We start from the raw sequence: 17365 nt of genomic DNA on the forward strand, positions 1-17365 counted from the left end.
GGAGGCAACTGCACAGTGCCAATGTTGCCTCCTGTTATCAAAGAAGTAGCCATAAGGTCCAGAAACCATAGACTATTCTGATCAAGGCACCTTTTTAAAACCTTGAGGAAGTTCAAACAAACTTGGTGTCTGTAGTCCAACCCGAAGATCTCGCAAAATAATAGAGACACCAGACTGTCCTGAAACTTTATCATCGGCTTTTTCAATTTTCAGAGGTATGCTTTTTTCAGAAAGCCATATATGCCCTGCAAAAAGCCCTTTGGCTGAAACTGCTTTATACTTAATCGTCTTAATACCCTCAATATTCTCTTCTCCCACCATCTTCAACTTAGATCGATCAAAATAACGCTCATGATTTACACTGAACGTATTATCAATAGCGATCTCCTGATATGTTTTTTCCTGTGGGCTTAATAACCAGGCAACGTGTTTATCTGGGCGAACAATGGTGATCATGTACTGAGACCCAACCTGTGTTTCTATGCGTTCTTTATTACCTGATACATATATTTGACTTGAGACTTCTCCCTCAAAAGGCCCCGATCCTGACTGAATTATCCGAGTTGCGGCATACTCTACTTTTGACTCTTCCGCAGCAGATAGCTCAATGAATGGTAAAACAACGACGATAGAAACAATCCACTGCCATAAACGCTTCCTTGTCATTTGCTACTCCCTTGATTTTTATCATTAGTTATTTTCAGCATAAATATACCCTTCACGAATGATTTCTAGGTTTTGTTATCTTCTCTCCTACTCAAGGTGCTCCTGGCACCTGCTTCACAAACAAACTCAGTAACAGTAATAGCTCAATATATATTAATGACATTACAAAAGCTGGATAATAGCTGCTGAACTGTTTGCCGCAAGGAAGTGGCAATTATTCTGATATAAGGAGCCTCCAGGGAAGGACTCACAGCCCGATGGGTTATGACGGTAAAAGTGCTTTTACCGTCATAACAGTGATATTCAAATAGTGTTAACAGACCCTAGCATCAACATAGAACAAAATTCACATTCAACACATCACTCACTCAACAAGTTTAAAAAACTTGTCTCGTTTCAAAAAAAGTACGAAATATTTTTCAGAATTTAAAGCTCTATAGTCCTACATCCATAAGCAAAATCAAAAATGAAATTTTATTAAAAGATATTTAAAAGTATTAAAAAACAACTGTTATTTATATAAAGGTCATCTATTAAAATGAAAATTAAACAACCATTGTTTTTATATCGACTAGTGCGTGTTTCTATCAATCATCATGCTGTAAGCAATCATGACCATTTACTAATCAATACTCAGTACTACTGAACAAGTCCCATAACCTAACGCCACTGGGTAAAATTATGCTAATGAATACGTCAAATAGTGAGTATATGATTGCTATCAGCTGTGTAACTGCCTGGTGTATTGCGCAGTTGACAAAAGGTGTGCTTTTTTGCAGGGCACAACAGCGTATCAATCTTCAGTATTTAATATTTGGACAGGGTGGTATGCCATCCTCCCACTCCGCTTTTGTCAGCGCTTTGGCGTTTTCTACTTTTTTTTACCAAGGGCTATCAACAACCAGCATCATCGCTTTTGCTTTAATGCTTATTACTTTAAGAGATGCTATGGGGGTTAGACTTGCAGCAAATGATCATGCGAAAGCCATTAATCAATTAAATAAAACTTGCTTTCCCTCAAAAAACTTCTCTTCACCATTATGTGAGCTTATAGGTCATCAACCTAAAGAAGTAGCCATAGGTGTCATGATTGGTTTGATATGTGCTGCTGGAGCTTCATTATGGGGGTAATACCAACCGCAACTCAAATACAATATCAACCAACATTACCTTTTTATGCAGTAGCATGGAAAAAAATACGTTTATTTCTCCCCTACTTAATGGCAACTTTAATCATGGCTTGGCAATGGTTACAAATGAATAAAGCACAACTTGCTAATCGTCAAACAGGTTCTTTCTTTATTGTTTCACTACAACAATTACAGATCAGCCTTTTACTTGCAGGCATAGTCGTATTAATTGCTGACTATTTAATCTTAATTCCACCACTTCTTTATATCATTATTTTTGCGCTTATTGGCGTTATAACAATAACTATTAGTTTAGTAAGACGTATGCAAGGCAAACAAATACAATCATGGGTTTGGAGTTGCTGGGGAGGTTTAGCGATAGGTATTAGTTTATTTGCATCCTGCCAGTGGTTCGCTCTCACCAACACGATAACGGAAAGTATTTTATGGTGGTGGTTGTGCCTGGCAGGAATTGGTATTGCCTTATTAAACCCTTGGTTGCTTGGTTTTAGTTCAATTCTGGCTACTGTTTGGAGTTATTTTAGCTTTCTATATGGGGAGCTCCTTTGGTTTAACTTAATTATATTAATAGTAAACGCTATTTACTTATTTACTATCCAATGGCGCCAAGGCTTAGCCACATTAACTTTATTTAATTTTACACTTTTCGTATTGCTTAGCATCTACCCCTTATTTAACCCTGACTACTATCCATTACATTTAACCGTAGAGCTGTTCTATTTTACCCTTTGGTTACTTACAGTTTGGCATGGGGTTGCTGGGTTACTATGCCCACATAAACGAATCACCATAAATAGATTTTGCTATACAGTTTGGACCATTCTACTGATTGCTTTAAGCACTGAAGCGGGCTGGCAATTTTTTGCAGCGTTACCGAGCCAACCCGTAAATACTTTTTCTTATTTTCAAATATACGGTGGATTATTTAGTATTTTATTATTGGTAGGATTAATGCTATTAAAACAGCAACGACATCAATCACCTCAACCATCTTATATTGGCGTACACCTGGCTTTTTTTGCAATGACGCTTGGGGTATTAATGTCTCTTACACTACTCAATAGTGAAAGTTATCGGTTATTTGGTGTATTGGGTTGCCAGCTACTGTTATTTATTTTTGGCTGCTGCTTTTTATTTAGCGCAAAAACGATGACTACATTGTTTTTTGGTATAGGGATCAGTCTTATTAGCACCATCCTTAGTATTTCAACACTCGTACTTAACAACTGGCCAATCTCATTATTGCTTTGGTTAACCGCGGGTGTCATTGGACTTGGTTACAAACAATTTAGCCGTCAACACTTATCAATGACTCAAACACCAGGTGTCGTCCATGCCAGATAACCCATTTAAACTCCATAATCCACTGCGTAGACACTTTATTCGTCAGCTTATGTATGGTTCAACGGGTATCTGCCTAAGCTCTTTAGCTATATCCAAAAGCCGCTCTATAACTACAGCCGTAGAACCAAATACACACTACGACTATATCGTAATCGGTTCAGGTGCTGGAGGTGCCCCCGTAGCGGTTAATCTGGCGAAAGCAGGTTATTCCGTTCTCCTGTTAGAGGCTGGTGCAATGGAAGCAAAGAATCTGAACTATCAGATTCCTGCTTTTCATTTATTAGCCTCTGAAGACCCGACCATGAACTGGAACTTTTATGTTCAACATTATAGCGACCCTAAACTCCATGGCCGGCGCTTCGTCAAGTCCCAACAAGGCATGCTTTATCCCAGAGCCTGTACTGTGGGTGGCTGCACCGCTCACCACGCCATGTTAACGCTTTATCCCGCCAATAAAGACTGGGACAACATTGCACAGCTGACAGGAGATAAAAGCTGGCAAAGTTACCCTATGCGACAATACTTCGATCGGGTAAAGCAGTGGCTGCCTATTGAGCAGGCATCACCAGCCGTATTATTAAAAGATCAGGTGTTAAGTAAATTAATTACCGCTGCTTCACTGACCTCTAATACCACAGGTCGAGCCTTCGATATCGAAGCGAACTTAAATAATCCGGCGATGGCCCTGCGTTCACGATTTAGCTTAAACCCTAACGACTGGGATAACGTGTCAGCCCAGGCCGAAGGCTTATTCATGATTCCTCAATCAACTTACCATCATCAGCGTCGAGGCACCCGCGAATATGTCCTTGAAACCATGCAGCAACACCCAACAAAACTAGTACTGCAGACAGAAGCCCTTGTACAAAAAATATTATTCAAACCCAGTAAAACGGGTCAGTTACAAGCAACGGGTGTACAATTCAGTATAGGCAAGCACCAATATCAAGCCGACCCACTCGCAGCGACTTCAAGCACTACGCCAAATAAACCGCAGGTCGCATTTGCCCGTCGAGAAGTCATTGTTGCTGCAGGCGCATTCAACAGCCCACAACTGTTACAGCTATCAGGCATAGGCCCAAAAACACTGTTAAAGCAACACCGTATTCCAGTACTGGCAAATCGTCCTGGTGTAGGAGAAAACCTGCAAGACCGCATTGAGGTTGCTGTGGTCAGCCGTTACCAGCAGCCTTTTAATATCCTCAAAAACTGCACATTTGGTGCGCCTAATGATCCTTGTATGCAAGAGTATCAACAGCAGCAGCCTTTTAAAACATACGGCACTAATGGCATTCTTGCAGGAATAAAAAAACGCCACACCGCTGGAGGCAAAGAGCCTGAGTTATTTATCTTTGGAGGCCCAAGTCGTTTTGAAGGATATGAACCAGGCTTTGCCGGTAAAGCTATTGCTGATCCACGCTATTTTACTTGGGCTATTTTAAAAGGACATACTCGCAACCGAAGCGGTTATGTTCGTATTCGCAGTCAAGACCCAACCCAGCCTCCCGAAATTAATTTTCGTTATTTTAATGATGGCCATGACGGTGACTATGATCTTACGGCAGTTCGCGAAGGCATCGAATTTGTCAGAACAATTAATCAACGTGCCGAACAATTAAGCTGGCTGGATACTAACCATGGTAACGAAATTGTTCCTGGTCCCGACATTGATACCAAAACGGAAATGGATGCATTTATAAAAAAAGAAGCATGGGGCCATCATGCCTCCTGTAGCAATAAAATGGGCCATCTTAGTGACCCAAAAGCCGTAGTCGATAACCAATTTAAAGTGATAGGCACTGAAAATGTTCGCATCGTAGACGCTTCAATTTTTCCAACCATTCCTGGTCTTTTTATTGTATTACCCATTTACATGATTGCCGAAAAAGCCAGTGATGATATTCTGAGAGAGGCATACCTCCATGACCAGAAAACAAGCTAGTCAATATCAACGCCTTTCCTCATTAATCGGCACACAGCCAACCAGTAATGAATATTGCTTCACGGCAGTTGTGGTAGGCTCAGGCTATGGAGCCTCCGTTATGGCTGCCAGGCTTAGTCCTTTTTTTCCAAATGGACAACTAGTAGTTCTGGAGCGCGGACAAGAATATCAGCCAGGTGATTTTCCAAAGTACCTGAAACAAGCAGTACACGCACTTAAAACGCCCATAACCCCATTGGGTCTATTTGACTTTAAACTCACAAGTGATCTTGATGTGCTTGTTGCCAATGGTTTAGGTGGAGGCTCACTGATTAATGCGGGTGTGGTATTAGCACCAGCACCATCAGTGTTTGAGCAAAAATCTGAAGGTAAACCCGTGTGGCCTCGTCGGTTAACTGCCAGTCAACTGACGCCTTTTTATCGACAAGTACGACAGATGCTTGCTGTTGAAAAGTACTATGATCATCATGATGTTACGGTTGTCCGACGTCATGACCCGCAGCTGGAAGGCTCATGGCTGTTTGGTAAAGAACCCAAAGCACATACCTGTACAAGTTACACTCTAACTGACTTTAGAGGACAAACTATTTACCAGCGCTCGCCACTGGCTAAAGGGCAATTATTTCGCCACACTGTAAAGTCATGGGCAGCACATCATCAGCGTCGCAGCTGGGTCGCTAAAGCACCTATCGCCGTCAATCTTACTCAACATCATGGCTCGCTCAACACCCAGGGTATTCGACAGTTTAAGTGTAATCTGTGTGGTGATTGTGTGACTGGGTGTAACCGTGGAGCAAAAAATTCACTGACAATGAATTATCTACCCTTAGCTAAAGCACGAGGAGCAGAGATTTTTAGTCAAGTTGAAGTTACTCATATTCGGCCAAGTGACCAGCCTGATTACCGTTACCTGATTCAAGCAACATCACGTTATTTAGAAAATAACCAGCTTAAACAAAAAAAATTAGTCATTTATTGTAATTTACTTGTTTTGGGTGCAGGTGTATTGGGGACACAACAAATTCTGTTACGTTCAGCTGCAACTAATTACATGCGGTTTAGTCAGCGTCTGGGAAAAAACCTGTCCGGAAATGCCGATGCCATTGCCTTTACCTCAGCCCACAAAGCCTTTTCAGGAAGTGTAGGTTCTGGCCAACAGCATCATACAAATTACGATACTGGTCCCACTATTACCCATATCGCCCAATTTTTTGATCCACCTGAGCAACGTTTTATTCTTGAAGAAGGTGCTTTTCCATCACCACTCTTGTCACTTTTGCATAGTTTGAGCCGCTCCCCTCACTCTGCCTGGCATGCAAAAAGCCCCTTAAATCATAGTTTAGTGTGGCTAGCGATGGGAAAAGATGAAGCAAAAGGCCAACTAAGTTGGCGTGGTAATAGTCTTCACATTAACTGGCAACACGCTGGTCAGCAACAGATTTATCAAGATATACAACAAGTATTGCAACAACTTGCCAATCAACAGCAAGCTCATGTCAAAAATAACCCAAGAGCTGTCTCTTTATTAGGAAGTCAAAGCGCTGTCCCAATTACTGTCCATCCTCTTGGGGGCTGTAACATGGCTGATGATATAACGCATGGCGTCACGGATGATTGTGGCAGGATTTATAACCCGGATGGTGGCGTATATCCAGGACTATATATCGCTGATGGTTCACTTATACCTTCCAGCCTGGGCGTTAACCCTTTGTTGACCATCACAGCACTTGCTGAACGTGCTAGTTATTTCATTATTCGTCATGACCTTCCCAATTTATTTCCTCAACATACCCAAACAACTAACAAGATAGCTACTGCTCAGCCAGCCACCACAAAACCCTTTAAACAAGCAACCCAAACATCAGCTTAGGATTCCCTGTTATGACTACTGATAATAGGCTTAGCAGTTACCGAACGACTTATTTACTGCCGTGGATTATCTACCTTACACCTTCTTTTAAAAAACTTATTACATTTGTCATTTGTGCAGTGTTGATTTCCCACACATATGCCACTCAGGAGTTTATTCAACTGCCGATTAACAATATTAAAGCTCAACATAAAGGTTATGTACGCGTTGGTATTTTCCAACCCAAAAATCGTTCAGCGCATGGAGATATTTTATTTTTGCATGGCCATGCTGACCGGCTTGATAATCACCCAACCCTTTTTAACACATGGACCCAGGCAGGATTTCGGGTGATTAGCTTTGACTGGCCATCACACGGTCTGTCACGCACCATGCCAATTGATACTTTTACCTTTGATGAGCTGGCAGCCATCGCAATTTTGGTAGAAAAACAAACTGCAGCTGAAAAAGAGCGGCCACTCATCCTGGCAGGCTGGTCATTTGGTGGTTTAGTGGCAACTCGAATCAGCCAACAAGTAAATTTACATCGGATCTTCTCCAGGCCATTAACAGCCTTATTATTAATTACTCCAGGTATAGCTGTTCATCCTTTTTCAGGTGGTGATGGAGTAGCACGGTTAAGCACATTAACGAATAATCCTAATCCTCCCGTTGCTGGGCCACCGAGTCCTGCTCTTCCCATCCAGAATCCATTATTCGCTATACGCTTACTGGCTGCTGCATGGCAAGCTCAGCAGCAGGCCCTTCCACAAAAGCTACCAACATTTATTGCACTAGCGGGAGACCAAACCGACTGGTATGTAAATACTCCCAAACTTAAGCATTGGATCAAACGATTTCCCAAGCAACATACTCAAGTAGATATTTGGCAATGCCCAGAAGCCAAACATGCTTTAGATCATGAGCCTTATCCTGTAGGACCATATATTCGCAATCAAATAATAGCTTTTTTAAGCGAGCAAATTGACAAGCAACTTGTGTTACCCACTTTAATATCACCACCATGCGTTAGGTTAAACAACAAAATAAAGGGTGACAACAACTCATGACCTCCGTTTGCTTTACCGAAACCATGTCTGGCCAGCTAAGCTGGCAACCCAATATTGATGCACAACACCCCGAGTTAAAAGATATTGATGCCTTTAAAATAGCGGATCAAGTAACACATCAAATGGTACTTAAAGATATTAGCATTGAGGTAAAAATCCCTAATAAAAAGCAGCTTACTGCATCACAATACCAAAAAGGGTTACCAGGAAAGATAACAGCAGGTCAGTTATGGCTTAATCCTTTATTTAATAAAACAAACCAAGCCTTAACAACGCAGCACCAATTAACGATCCTTAGTGGTCGGTTTACACTGTTTCGGCACATCAATGCCAACACGAAACATATGCAATATGTACTCATAGCCACCAATGCCAATCATAGTCGTTTTTTTTTGGTACATGGTTTTAAAAAAGTGAGTAATGCTGGTTTTTCCTGGCTAAAACCATGGCGTATATGGCAAGACACCACCACACTATTTACTTCACTATATGCACTTACACCAGACGTCACTCAACATAAGCAAATCAGTCTTGATAAAATACGAGATATACTTGTCTACAATCAGCCTTCCGCTTATGGTGTTATTTATATTTACCCTTGGCGCTTTATTCAACAACTTATATCATTTTCAATTAAAGCCACACATCCACTTCGGACACTCAAACAATTTCTGGTATTTTTCATACGCTCTTTAACACAAGTATACTTTTCTAAACAGCACTCCAAGAACAGATAAAAAGGATAAAAAAACACTAGGGTCTGTAAGTATAAACGCCTCTGATAAAGTGTATAATTGCGAAGTTGAACATAAACACAACGAACAAAATAGACAAAATCTATTTAACTCGTCTTAGTTAACGAATAATCCTGCGCCTAATCTACTATAATCAGCGAGCTTCATTTAGGCCACATTAAGTCAGAGAAGCAATACTCTTTACATAACAACATCTGAAGAAATTATGCCGTTCAAAAAAATCATTAACGAACTTTGGCTATTTGGTTTAAAGCAAGCATATGCCAGTATATTTGGCGGTTTTCTATTGGCTACCATGATTATCACAAGTTATTGGTACCCCCTTGAAAACCTTCACCGCTACGACTTTATTTTTATTGCGGCTATCGCTTTTCAAGTTTTACTGTTAGCAACCAAGCTAGAAACGATGAGAGAGTCACTTGTTATCATCGTTTTTCATATCGTTGCGACAGTTATGGAGCTGTTTAAAACATCAGATGCCATACAGTCTTGGAGTTATCCAGAAGAGTATGTCTTTGGTATTGGTAACGTACCATTATTCACTGGCTTTATGTATAGTGCTGTAGGTAGCTACATCGCGCGCGTTTGGCGTATATTTAAGTTTGAGTATTCCCATTACCCCTCAAAGCCTGCCACCCTAATTTTAGTCACATTAATCTATATAAACTTTTTTACCCATCATTATATTTGGGATTTCCGCTGGCTATTACTAGGGCTTACCATACTCTTGTTTTATCGTATAAAAATTTATTTTAAAATTATCAAAACACATCGCCATATGCCTCTTTTAGTAGGGTGGCTTTTGGTTGCTTTATTCATATGGTTTGCTGAGAATATCGCTACGTTTACCAATATATGGTTATACCCAAACCAATCGTCAGAGTGGCAAATGGTTTCGCTTTCGAAACTTAGCTCATGGTACCTACTCATGCTAATCAGCTTTGTATTAGTATCGTTAATTAATAACGTCAAAATACGTCGGGTAGGTCATTTAAAGATCAATTAAAAGAAATAAAAAAAGGTAGAGCATATATAACGCTCTACCCATTTAGCCATGCAACGATTATGTTATAGCATCAATTATTTTATCGCATCAATGCCACGCTGCATGTCAGCAATCAAATCATTAATATCTTCTAGACCCACAGCAACACGGATTAAATTATCGGAAATACCTGCCTGAGCTTTATCTTCAGCGGTTAAACGACAGTGAGTGGTGGTTGCAGGGTGGGTTATGGTTGTTTTTGCATCACCCAAGTTCGCCGTTAGCGATACTACTCGTGTCGCATCAATAAAACGCCAAGCTTCTTCTTGTCCGCCTTTTACTCTAAACGCCAGTACACCACCGAATTTCTTCTGTTGCTGCTTTGCCAGCGCATGTTGTGGGTGGGATTCCAACCCTGCATAAAAAACATGCTCGATCTCTGGCTGTGCATTTAACCACTGAGCCAGCGCTAGTGCATTATCGCAATGAGCATTCATACGCAGTGAAAGGGTTTCCAACCCTTTTAGAAAAACCCAGGCATTAAAGGGACTCATTGAAGGTCCTGCAGCTCGCATATAAATATGGATCTCTTCCAGTAGCTTATCTGGACCAACAACAACACCACCTACACACCGCCCCTGACCATCTAAAAACTTGGTGGCAGAATGCACAACAATATCTGCCCCTAATTTGAGAGGTTGTTGGATGATCGGTGTGCAAAAACAATTATCCACTACGAGTAAGCAGTCATTTGCTTTAGACAGCTGACTTAATGCACTGAGATCCGCCACTTCACTTAAGGGATTTGAGGGAGTTTCCAAAAACAACATTTTGGTTTCAGGCTTGATGGCTTCTTGCCAACGGGCTAAATCTGTTAAGGGAACAAAGTCGGTTGTCACGCCAAACCGTGCTAAATATTTACTAAAGATGGTAGTGGTTGTACCAAAAACACTACGCGAGCAAACGACATGATCACCCGCTTTCAACAATGACATGCACACACTTAAAATAGCCGCCATACCCGAAGCAGTGGCTACCGCTCGCTCGCCTCCCTCTAATGCAGCTATCCGCGACTCAAATAAGTGAACAGTTGGGTTAGTATAACGGGAGTAAACATTACCAGGAATATCACCCGCAAAACACGCAGCAGCTTCTGCAGCAGAGTTAAAAACATAACTTGATGTCATATACATCGGCTCTGCGTGTTCCATTTCTGGGCTACGCTGATGTCCCATTCGAATGGCTTGTGTAGCAAGTTCAGTTGCAGAATAATCGAACTGGTAACGCTCACCTAAATAATCATATTTGCTCATGGTTATTTCCACTTATCTACTACACAAAACATACGATTTAATATTTTTACTTCATCACTTACGCATCATTATGCAAATCAATGACAGTGTCTTCCGCAATTTTTTTCTTTTTCGCGGCATCACTTCGTTGTTGACGTAATTGTTCTAAATAATCATCCGTAATATTACCAGTGATATAATGCCCATCAAAAACTGAACACTCAAAGCCATCAAAAGTCGTTCCTGATCCTTCTGCTACAGCATGTTGTAAGTCTGTCAAATCTTGATAAATCAACCAGTCAGCACCAATAATCTCAGCTACCTGCTGCTCGGTACGATTAAATGCAATCAGCTCATGGGCCGAGGGCATATCGATACCATATACATTGGGGAAACGAATCGCAGGCGCTGCAGAGCAAAAATAAACTTTTGCAGCCCCGGCATCACGCGCCATTTCAATAATTTGTTTACATGTCGTACCACGAACAATAGAGTCATCCACCAATAACACATTTTTGCCGCGAAATTCCAAATCAATCGCATTTAGTTTTTGTCGTACTGATTTTTTACGCTCTTTTTGGCCAGGCATAATGAAAGTACGACCAATATAGCGATTTTTTATAAAACCTTCGCGATATTTAACACCAAGTCGGTTGGCCATTTGTAATGCTGAGGTACGACTTGTATCGGGTATCGGAATGACAACATCAATATCGTGATCAGGGTAAGCTTTCAGAATTTTTTCGGCCAGCTTTTCTCCCATTTTTAAGCGAGCCTTATAAACGGAGCTACCATCAATAATTGAGTCAGGGCGTGCAAAATAAACATACTCAAAAATACAAGGTGTTAACTGAGGAGAATCAGCACATTGCATTTGATGCAATTCACCTTCTGCAGAAATATAAATGGCCTCACCTGGAGCAACATCCGCAACCAATTCAAAACCTAAAGCGTCCAGCGCAACACTTTCTGAAGCCAGCATGTACTCATAACCATTTGCGGTCTCCTTACGACCATACACCAGAGGACGTATACCATGGGGATCCCTAAAACCAACAATACCATGGCCTACCAGCATGGCAACCACCGCATAGCCACCTTCACACCGATGGTGCACTTGTTTAATCGCTTCAAAAATATCCGCAGGTTCTGGTATGAATTTATTTTGCTTTTGTAGCTCATGTGCAAAAACATTTAGGAGAATTTCTGAGTCTGAGTGAGTATTGATATGACGAAGGTCGGCTTTGAATAAGTGCTCTTTTATTTGGTTTGCATTAGTGAGATTACCATTGTGCGCTAAGGTGATCCCGTAAGGTGAGTTAACATAAAATGGTTGGGCTTCAGCTGAGCTTGAACTTCCTGCGGTGGGGTAACGAACATGACCAATACCAATATTACCTGCTAAGCGCTGCATATGCCGTGTTCGAAAAACATCTCGAACTAAACCATTATCCTTACGTAAAAAAAAACGGTTATCTGCACATGTCACGATCCCCGCTGCGTCTTGCCCCCGGTGTTGCAATACTGTCAATGCATCATAAAGTGGCTGATTGACATTACGCTTGGCCACCATGCCGACTATCCCACACATGCAGCTACCTCATCAGTTCTGAATGATCAAACTATAGTTTATATTTTTAAAGGCCAGAGCCTTCTAGAGGCTCTGTTTTTGCAAAGCTAAGTGGTTTTTTGCTTAAGACTTACCTGGTCTAAGACTGGCTGAAGCCATGTCATTAAGGTATCCATAGACCAATCAGCCGCCTCTCTAAAGTAAGGAATTAATTGAGACTGCTGCCACCATGGATCTTGCTCAACGGGTGCAAAGCCCACGATGCCAACTAATAACACCACCACTACAACACCACGTGCACCTCCAAAAAGCATACCCAGCACACGATCAGTGCCTGTTAAACCTGTTGCTTTGACGAGCTCTGACAACAGTTTGGTCACCAAGCCTCCCACTATTAAGGTCGCCAGAAACAATACACTGCAGGCGAGTATTTTTTGAACTGAAGGTGTTGCGACATATTCACTGAAGATATGAGCAAGACTACCGCCAAATGTCCAGGCAATAATCACTGCTGCAATCCAGATAACCAACGACAAAGCTTCTTGCAAGAAGCCACGAGACAAGCTGATAAGGCTAGATATAGCAATAATGCCAACGATTAACCAATCCACCCAAGTAAACATCACAGCCATAAAAATATTCACTTTATTGTGTCAGGAAATTGGCGGGCATTGTAACAGATGGCAGCCAAGCGCCCAAGCTTGGCTAAGGGGTATACCTCACAATGATACCGTCCAACTGCCACTTTTCATGTAGTGCTTGAACAACAGGTTGTAGCTGTTTTTTCGTAAAACGAGGCCCCACAAAAACACGTGTTATCACACCATGCTTATTACTAGGTAATTTTTGACTATAGGCTTTATAACCTTCGGTCTGTAGCTTTTTCACTAACGAGTTTGCGTTATTACTGTCTGCAAATGTTCCGACTTGAATTGTCCAACTAATGGGTAAGCCCTTTGCATCGAGGCTAGGTTTGTCTTCAGCATTATCCTGTTGTACGACTTTTGCTGCCGGTTGCTCCGCCACACTTGGCTCAACCACTTGCTGAGTGTCTTGGTTAGGTTCTGAAGATACAGCATCAGTTTTTTCAGAAACACTTGTCGTATCTAATGCTGCAGTTGATGCAGTCGTCTCATCTAAAACCGGTTCATCAATAACGACTTCTGCTTGCTCAGGGTTTGGATTAATCGCTGCAAGCTCTTTCTTGGCTTGAGCCCTTGCCTCATCCACGAAATCTGGCTCTGCAATAACAGGTGGTGGTGGAGGTAACTCAGCACTCACTCGCTCATAGGTGGTCTTTTCATCAAAAAGCCAAGGCAAAAAAATAGCGGCAATTGCCACTAAAACGATGGCACCAACAACACGTTGTTTTAAACCATCATCAATTAACATGAAGATTCCTCGTACTCGAGCTTATTGTACGACGCCAACAGTATAAGACTTCACATAAATAAAGTTTATGCCAGGTAATAAGCTTACACTGGCATGCTGGCTATTTGGTTGTTCACTATCTAAACGGCTTATAGCGTATTTCTTTTGACAATCATTTTCAGCTAAAGATGCACACTACAGTGCAAGGGCATCCATGGCTGCTGCAACAGTATAAAAAGACCCCATGACTATGATGCGATCTCCCGCAGCTGAAGTCTCAATCGCACTCATCAGCGCATCTGCAACAGTTGTTTTTTGCTCAATACGACAATGTGCTTGCATTTCATCTGCCAATACCGAACAAGGCTTAGCCCGTGACAGACCAGGTATTGTACTAATCCACCAGGTATCAACCATGGCCGCGAGCGGCTTAACCACCCCAAGGCTATCCTTATCCATCATAATGGCCAGTACGGCTTGCATTTTAGCAGGCGGCAACTGTTGTAATTGCCGGCTTAAATTCTCAGCGGCATGAGGATTATGAGCTACATCCAAAATTAGCTCAATCATCTCACCCTGAGGGTTACGCCAGGGTATTCGTTGAAAACGTCCAGCAACTGTCGTTGCTTTTAGTGCAGCACACAGTAGATCATATTCCAAAGTAAAGGGTGACAATGCAAGGGCTTGCAAGGTATTCACCGCATTCACCATCGCCAGTTTTGGTAAAGGAAGCGATGACCAAGTAACAGGCAGCCCAGTGCTTCCAAGGCCGGTAAAAGTCCACTCGTCCCCTTGCTTTACTGCACGATATTCCTGTTCTCGGCAAAAAAGATGGGTACCCAGGTCTTTAGCTTTTACCACAATACTCTGAGGGTGAGGAACCTCTCCGCAAACGGCCCATTGCTCCGCTCGCAAAATACCCGCCTTTTCCGCCGCAATACCCTCAGGATCAGAGCCAAGCCAAGCCTCATGATCTACCCCAATTGATGTGATTATTGCTACATCCGCATCAATGATATTAACTGCATCGAGTCGTCCCCCTAAGCCCACTTCAAGCACCACTGCATCCAGAGGTTGCTGAGCAAACAGCCATAATGCCGCTAAGGTACCAAACTCAAAATAGGTTAAGGGAATATCGCCTCGTGCCTGATCAATGGCGGTAAAGGCACGGCAAAAATCCTGATCACTGGCAGGCTGCTGATTGATAACAACCCGCTCATTGTAACGTCGCAAGTGGGGTGATGTGTAAACCCCCACTTTATAGCCATGATGCTGCAGAATGCCATTGAGCAGTGCAACAGTACTGCCTTTACCGTTAGTACCTGCTACAGTAAAAACCCAAGGTGCTGGCTTACCTAAAGCGAGTCTTTGCCACACCACCTGTATCCGCTCAAGGCCTAAATCAATTTCTTGGCTATGCAAAGACTCTTGCCAATGAAGCCAGTCCTGCAGACAGTTAAACCTCATCTTTTTTAACTGACTCCGGTTTATGCTCAGCAGTTTCAGCGGCTTCATCCGTCAGATAGGACTCTGAGGGGGTATTTGTTTCTGTCTCAAGCTCTCCCGCTGCTGGCGACTCGTCAGCAGCAACCTGATCATCAGTTGCTAGCAAACTACTTTGGTCCTCAGCAACCTTAGGTTGGTCCGCATAGACCAGCTTGCTTATAATTCCCGAAATACGATCCCGTAGCTCAGCACGCGGCACGATCATATCTATCGCCCCATGCTCAAGCAAAAACTCACTGCGCTGAAAACCTTCTGGTAGCTTCTCACGAACCGTTTGCTCAATCACTCGAGGACCGGCAAAACCAATCAACGCATTCGGCTCAGCAATATTAATATCCCCCAGCATAGCCAAGCTGGCAGATACCCCACCATAAACAGGATCAGTTAATACCGAGATAAAAGGCAAGCCAGCCTCTTTCATTTTTTCCAGCGCGGCACTGGTTTTAGCCATCTGCATCAGTGAAAACAAAGCTTCCTGCATCCTTGCCCCACCGCTTGCGGCAAAACAAACTAACGGCAGTCGGTGTTCAAGACACGTATTAACTGCACGCACAAATTTCTCACCCACTACAGACCCCATCGAGCCACCCATAAAGGAAAACTCAAAGGCAGCAGCAACTAAAGGCACATCCATCACAGCGCCTTTCATGACAATCAGCGCATCACGCTCACCCGTTTGCTTCTGTGCAGCACTGAGTCGGTCTTTATACTTTTTACTATCTTTGAATTTAAGACGATCAACAGGCTCTAAATCTGCAGCAATTTCTTCTCGACCATTAAGATCCAGAAAATAATCAAGGCGAATACGAGCAGATATCCGCATATGGTGATCACACTTAGGACAGACATCCAAATTTCTTCTAGACTCTGGCGCATAGAGAATAGAATTACATTTTATACATTTTTTCCAAAGCCCTTCAGGAACACTACGACGTTTGCTACTGTCATCAGGTCGTGAAAGCGATGGCAGAATTTTATCGAGTAGCCAATTAGCCATGTTTTCTCTCAAAATTGTTGCTAAGCGGCGATTAATCGCCCTGGATAATTACTATGAATCCATTGCGTGGCGCATCTCAGCCAAAATAGCAGTCACTTTGGCAAGAGCCACGTCTTGGTTTTCTTGTTCTGCACCGATTTGAGCCACCAGCGCACTACCAACCACAACACCATCTGCCAAGGCAGAAATAGCTTGAGCCGATGCTCCATCTTTAATGCCAAATCCAACGGCAATCGGCAGCGTGGTGTGTTGTCGAATTAAACTCAAACGTTCGGCAACCTCACTGACATTCAGTGAGGCAGCCCCTGTCACCCCTTTAAGCGATACATAATACAAATAACCACTTGAGGCTTTGGTAATTTGTGCAATACGTGCTTCTTCTGTCGTGGGTGACAATAAAAAAATGCTATCAATATGATGTGTATTTAAGATTGTGGATAGCGAGTCAGCTTCTTCGGGCGGCAAGTCTACCGTTAAAACCCCATCAACACCAGCCTCGGCGGCGGCTTGAGCAAAGGCTTCATAACCCATGTTTTCAATAGGGTTTAAATAGCCCATAAGCACTACAGGTGTTGACTGATTAGTTTGTCGAAACTCCGCCACCATTGCCAACACTTGTCGAATATTAATGCCATGTTGTAAAGCACGTTCACAAGCAAGTTGGATAACGGGACCATCCGCCATTGGATCAGAAAAAGGTACCCCAAGCTCAATAATATCAGCACCCGCCTTAACCAGGCCGTGCATCAGGGGTACCGTTAGCGAGGGGTGACTATCACCCGCGGTAATATATGGGATTAACGCTTTGCGTTGCGTTGCTGACAGTGCAGCAAAACAGTCTTGAATACGACTCATGATTACTCCCCC

15 protein-coding genes are annotated in these 17365 nt (G+C 42.5%); 7 read left to right on the top strand and 8 right to left on the bottom strand.

What is annotated here, in order from left to right; all coding sequences use genetic code 11:
• Positions 1–81: 81 nt before the first annotated feature.
• A complete protein-coding gene (locus tag KHS79_RS07600; RefSeq protein ID WP_212718022.1) occupies positions 82–666 on the bottom strand; it encodes a DUF4412 domain-containing protein in 585 nt (194 codons plus the stop codon).
• Between the two features lie 687 nt (positions 667–1353).
• On the opposite strand from KHS79_RS07600, the gene KHS79_RS07605 reads away from it, so the two are divergent.
• The 7 genes from KHS79_RS07605 to KHS79_RS07635 all read left to right on the top strand — a co-directional run bounded on the left by KHS79_RS07605 (position 1354) and on the right by KHS79_RS07635 (position 9783).
• Entirely contained in the window at positions 1354–1797 is a 444-nt protein-coding gene (locus KHS79_RS07605; RefSeq protein ID WP_212718024.1) for a divergent PAP2 family protein, read from the top strand.
• Positions 1788–3161 carry a hypothetical protein gene (locus KHS79_RS07610; protein ID WP_212718032.1) on the top strand — a complete coding sequence of 458 codons (1374 nt, stop codon included), beginning with the start codon at positions 1788–1790 and terminating at the stop codon, positions 3159–3161. The genes KHS79_RS07605 and KHS79_RS07610 overlap by 10 nt, the downstream gene beginning before the upstream one ends.
• A complete protein-coding gene (locus tag KHS79_RS07615; RefSeq protein ID WP_212718035.1) occupies positions 3151–5103 on the top strand; it encodes a GMC family oxidoreductase in 1953 nt (650 codons plus the stop codon). Before KHS79_RS07610 ends, KHS79_RS07615 begins: the two co-directional genes overlap by 11 nt.
• The gene (locus KHS79_RS07620) at positions 5084–6973 is read left to right on the top strand and encodes a GMC family oxidoreductase N-terminal domain-containing protein (protein WP_212718036.1); all 1890 of its coding nucleotides are present in this window, start codon (positions 5084–5086) and stop codon (positions 6971–6973) included. The genes KHS79_RS07615 and KHS79_RS07620 overlap by 20 nt, the downstream gene beginning before the upstream one ends.
• Before the next feature lie 11 nt (positions 6974–6984).
• Entirely contained in the window at positions 6985–8022 is a 1038-nt protein-coding gene (locus KHS79_RS07625; protein WP_212718038.1) for an alpha/beta hydrolase, read from the top strand.
• The gene (locus KHS79_RS07630; protein ID WP_212718040.1) at positions 8019–8759 is read left to right on the top strand and encodes a hypothetical protein; all 741 of its coding nucleotides are present in this window, start codon (positions 8019–8021) and stop codon (positions 8757–8759) included. The genes KHS79_RS07625 and KHS79_RS07630 overlap by 4 nt, the downstream gene beginning before the upstream one ends.
• A 223-nt stretch (positions 8760–8982) precedes the next feature.
• The gene (locus tag KHS79_RS07635) at positions 8983–9783 is read left to right on the top strand and encodes a DUF817 domain-containing protein (protein WP_212718045.1); all 801 of its coding nucleotides are present in this window, start codon (positions 8983–8985) and stop codon (positions 9781–9783) included.
• A 74-nt stretch (positions 9784–9857) separates the two neighbouring features.
• On the opposite strand, the gene KHS79_RS07640 is transcribed toward KHS79_RS07635, so the two are convergent.
• From KHS79_RS07640 to trpA, 7 genes are all read right to left on the bottom strand, one after another.
• Positions 9858–11075, bottom strand: a complete 1218-nt coding sequence (locus KHS79_RS07640) for an O-succinylhomoserine sulfhydrylase (RefSeq protein WP_027708553.1) — start codon at positions 11073–11075, stop codon at positions 9858–9860.
• Between the two features lie 58 nt (positions 11076–11133).
• Positions 11134–12645 (bottom strand): amidophosphoribosyltransferase, encoded by a 1512-nt coding sequence (gene purF, locus KHS79_RS07645; RefSeq protein WP_212718047.1) that lies wholly within the window; start codon positions 12643–12645, stop codon positions 11134–11136.
• An 86-nt stretch (positions 12646–12731) separates the two neighbouring features.
• Complete coding sequence (locus KHS79_RS07650; RefSeq protein WP_233468307.1) at positions 12732–13256, bottom strand: CvpA family protein; 525 nt, start codon at positions 13254–13256, stop codon at positions 12732–12734.
• A 73-nt stretch (positions 13257–13329) separates the two neighbouring features.
• The gene (locus KHS79_RS07655) at positions 13330–14016 is read right to left on the bottom strand and encodes an SPOR domain-containing protein (RefSeq protein ID WP_212718049.1); all 687 of its coding nucleotides are present in this window, start codon (positions 14014–14016) and stop codon (positions 13330–13332) included.
• 174 nt (positions 14017–14190) lie between these two features.
• Positions 14191–15462, bottom strand: coding sequence for a bifunctional tetrahydrofolate synthase/dihydrofolate synthase (folC, locus tag KHS79_RS07660; RefSeq protein WP_212718051.1), 1272 nt, complete (start codon positions 15460–15462; stop codon positions 14191–14193).
• Complete coding sequence (gene accD, locus KHS79_RS07665) at positions 15452–16498, bottom strand: acetyl-CoA carboxylase, carboxyltransferase subunit beta (protein ID WP_212718053.1); 1047 nt, start codon at positions 16496–16498, stop codon at positions 15452–15454. Before accD ends, folC begins: the two co-directional genes overlap by 11 nt.
• A gap of 51 nt (positions 16499–16549) precedes the next feature.
• Positions 16550–17353 carry a tryptophan synthase subunit alpha gene (gene trpA / locus KHS79_RS07670; RefSeq protein WP_027708559.1) on the bottom strand — a complete coding sequence of 268 codons (804 nt, stop codon included), beginning with the start codon at positions 17351–17353 and terminating at the stop codon, positions 16550–16552.
• Positions 17354–17365 lie beyond the last annotated feature (12 nt).

Source organism: Zooshikella ganghwensis (genome assembly GCF_018263875.1).
In the GTDB taxonomy this organism is placed as follows: domain Bacteria; phylum Pseudomonadota; class Gammaproteobacteria; order Pseudomonadales; family Zooshikellaceae; genus Zooshikella; species Zooshikella ganghwensis.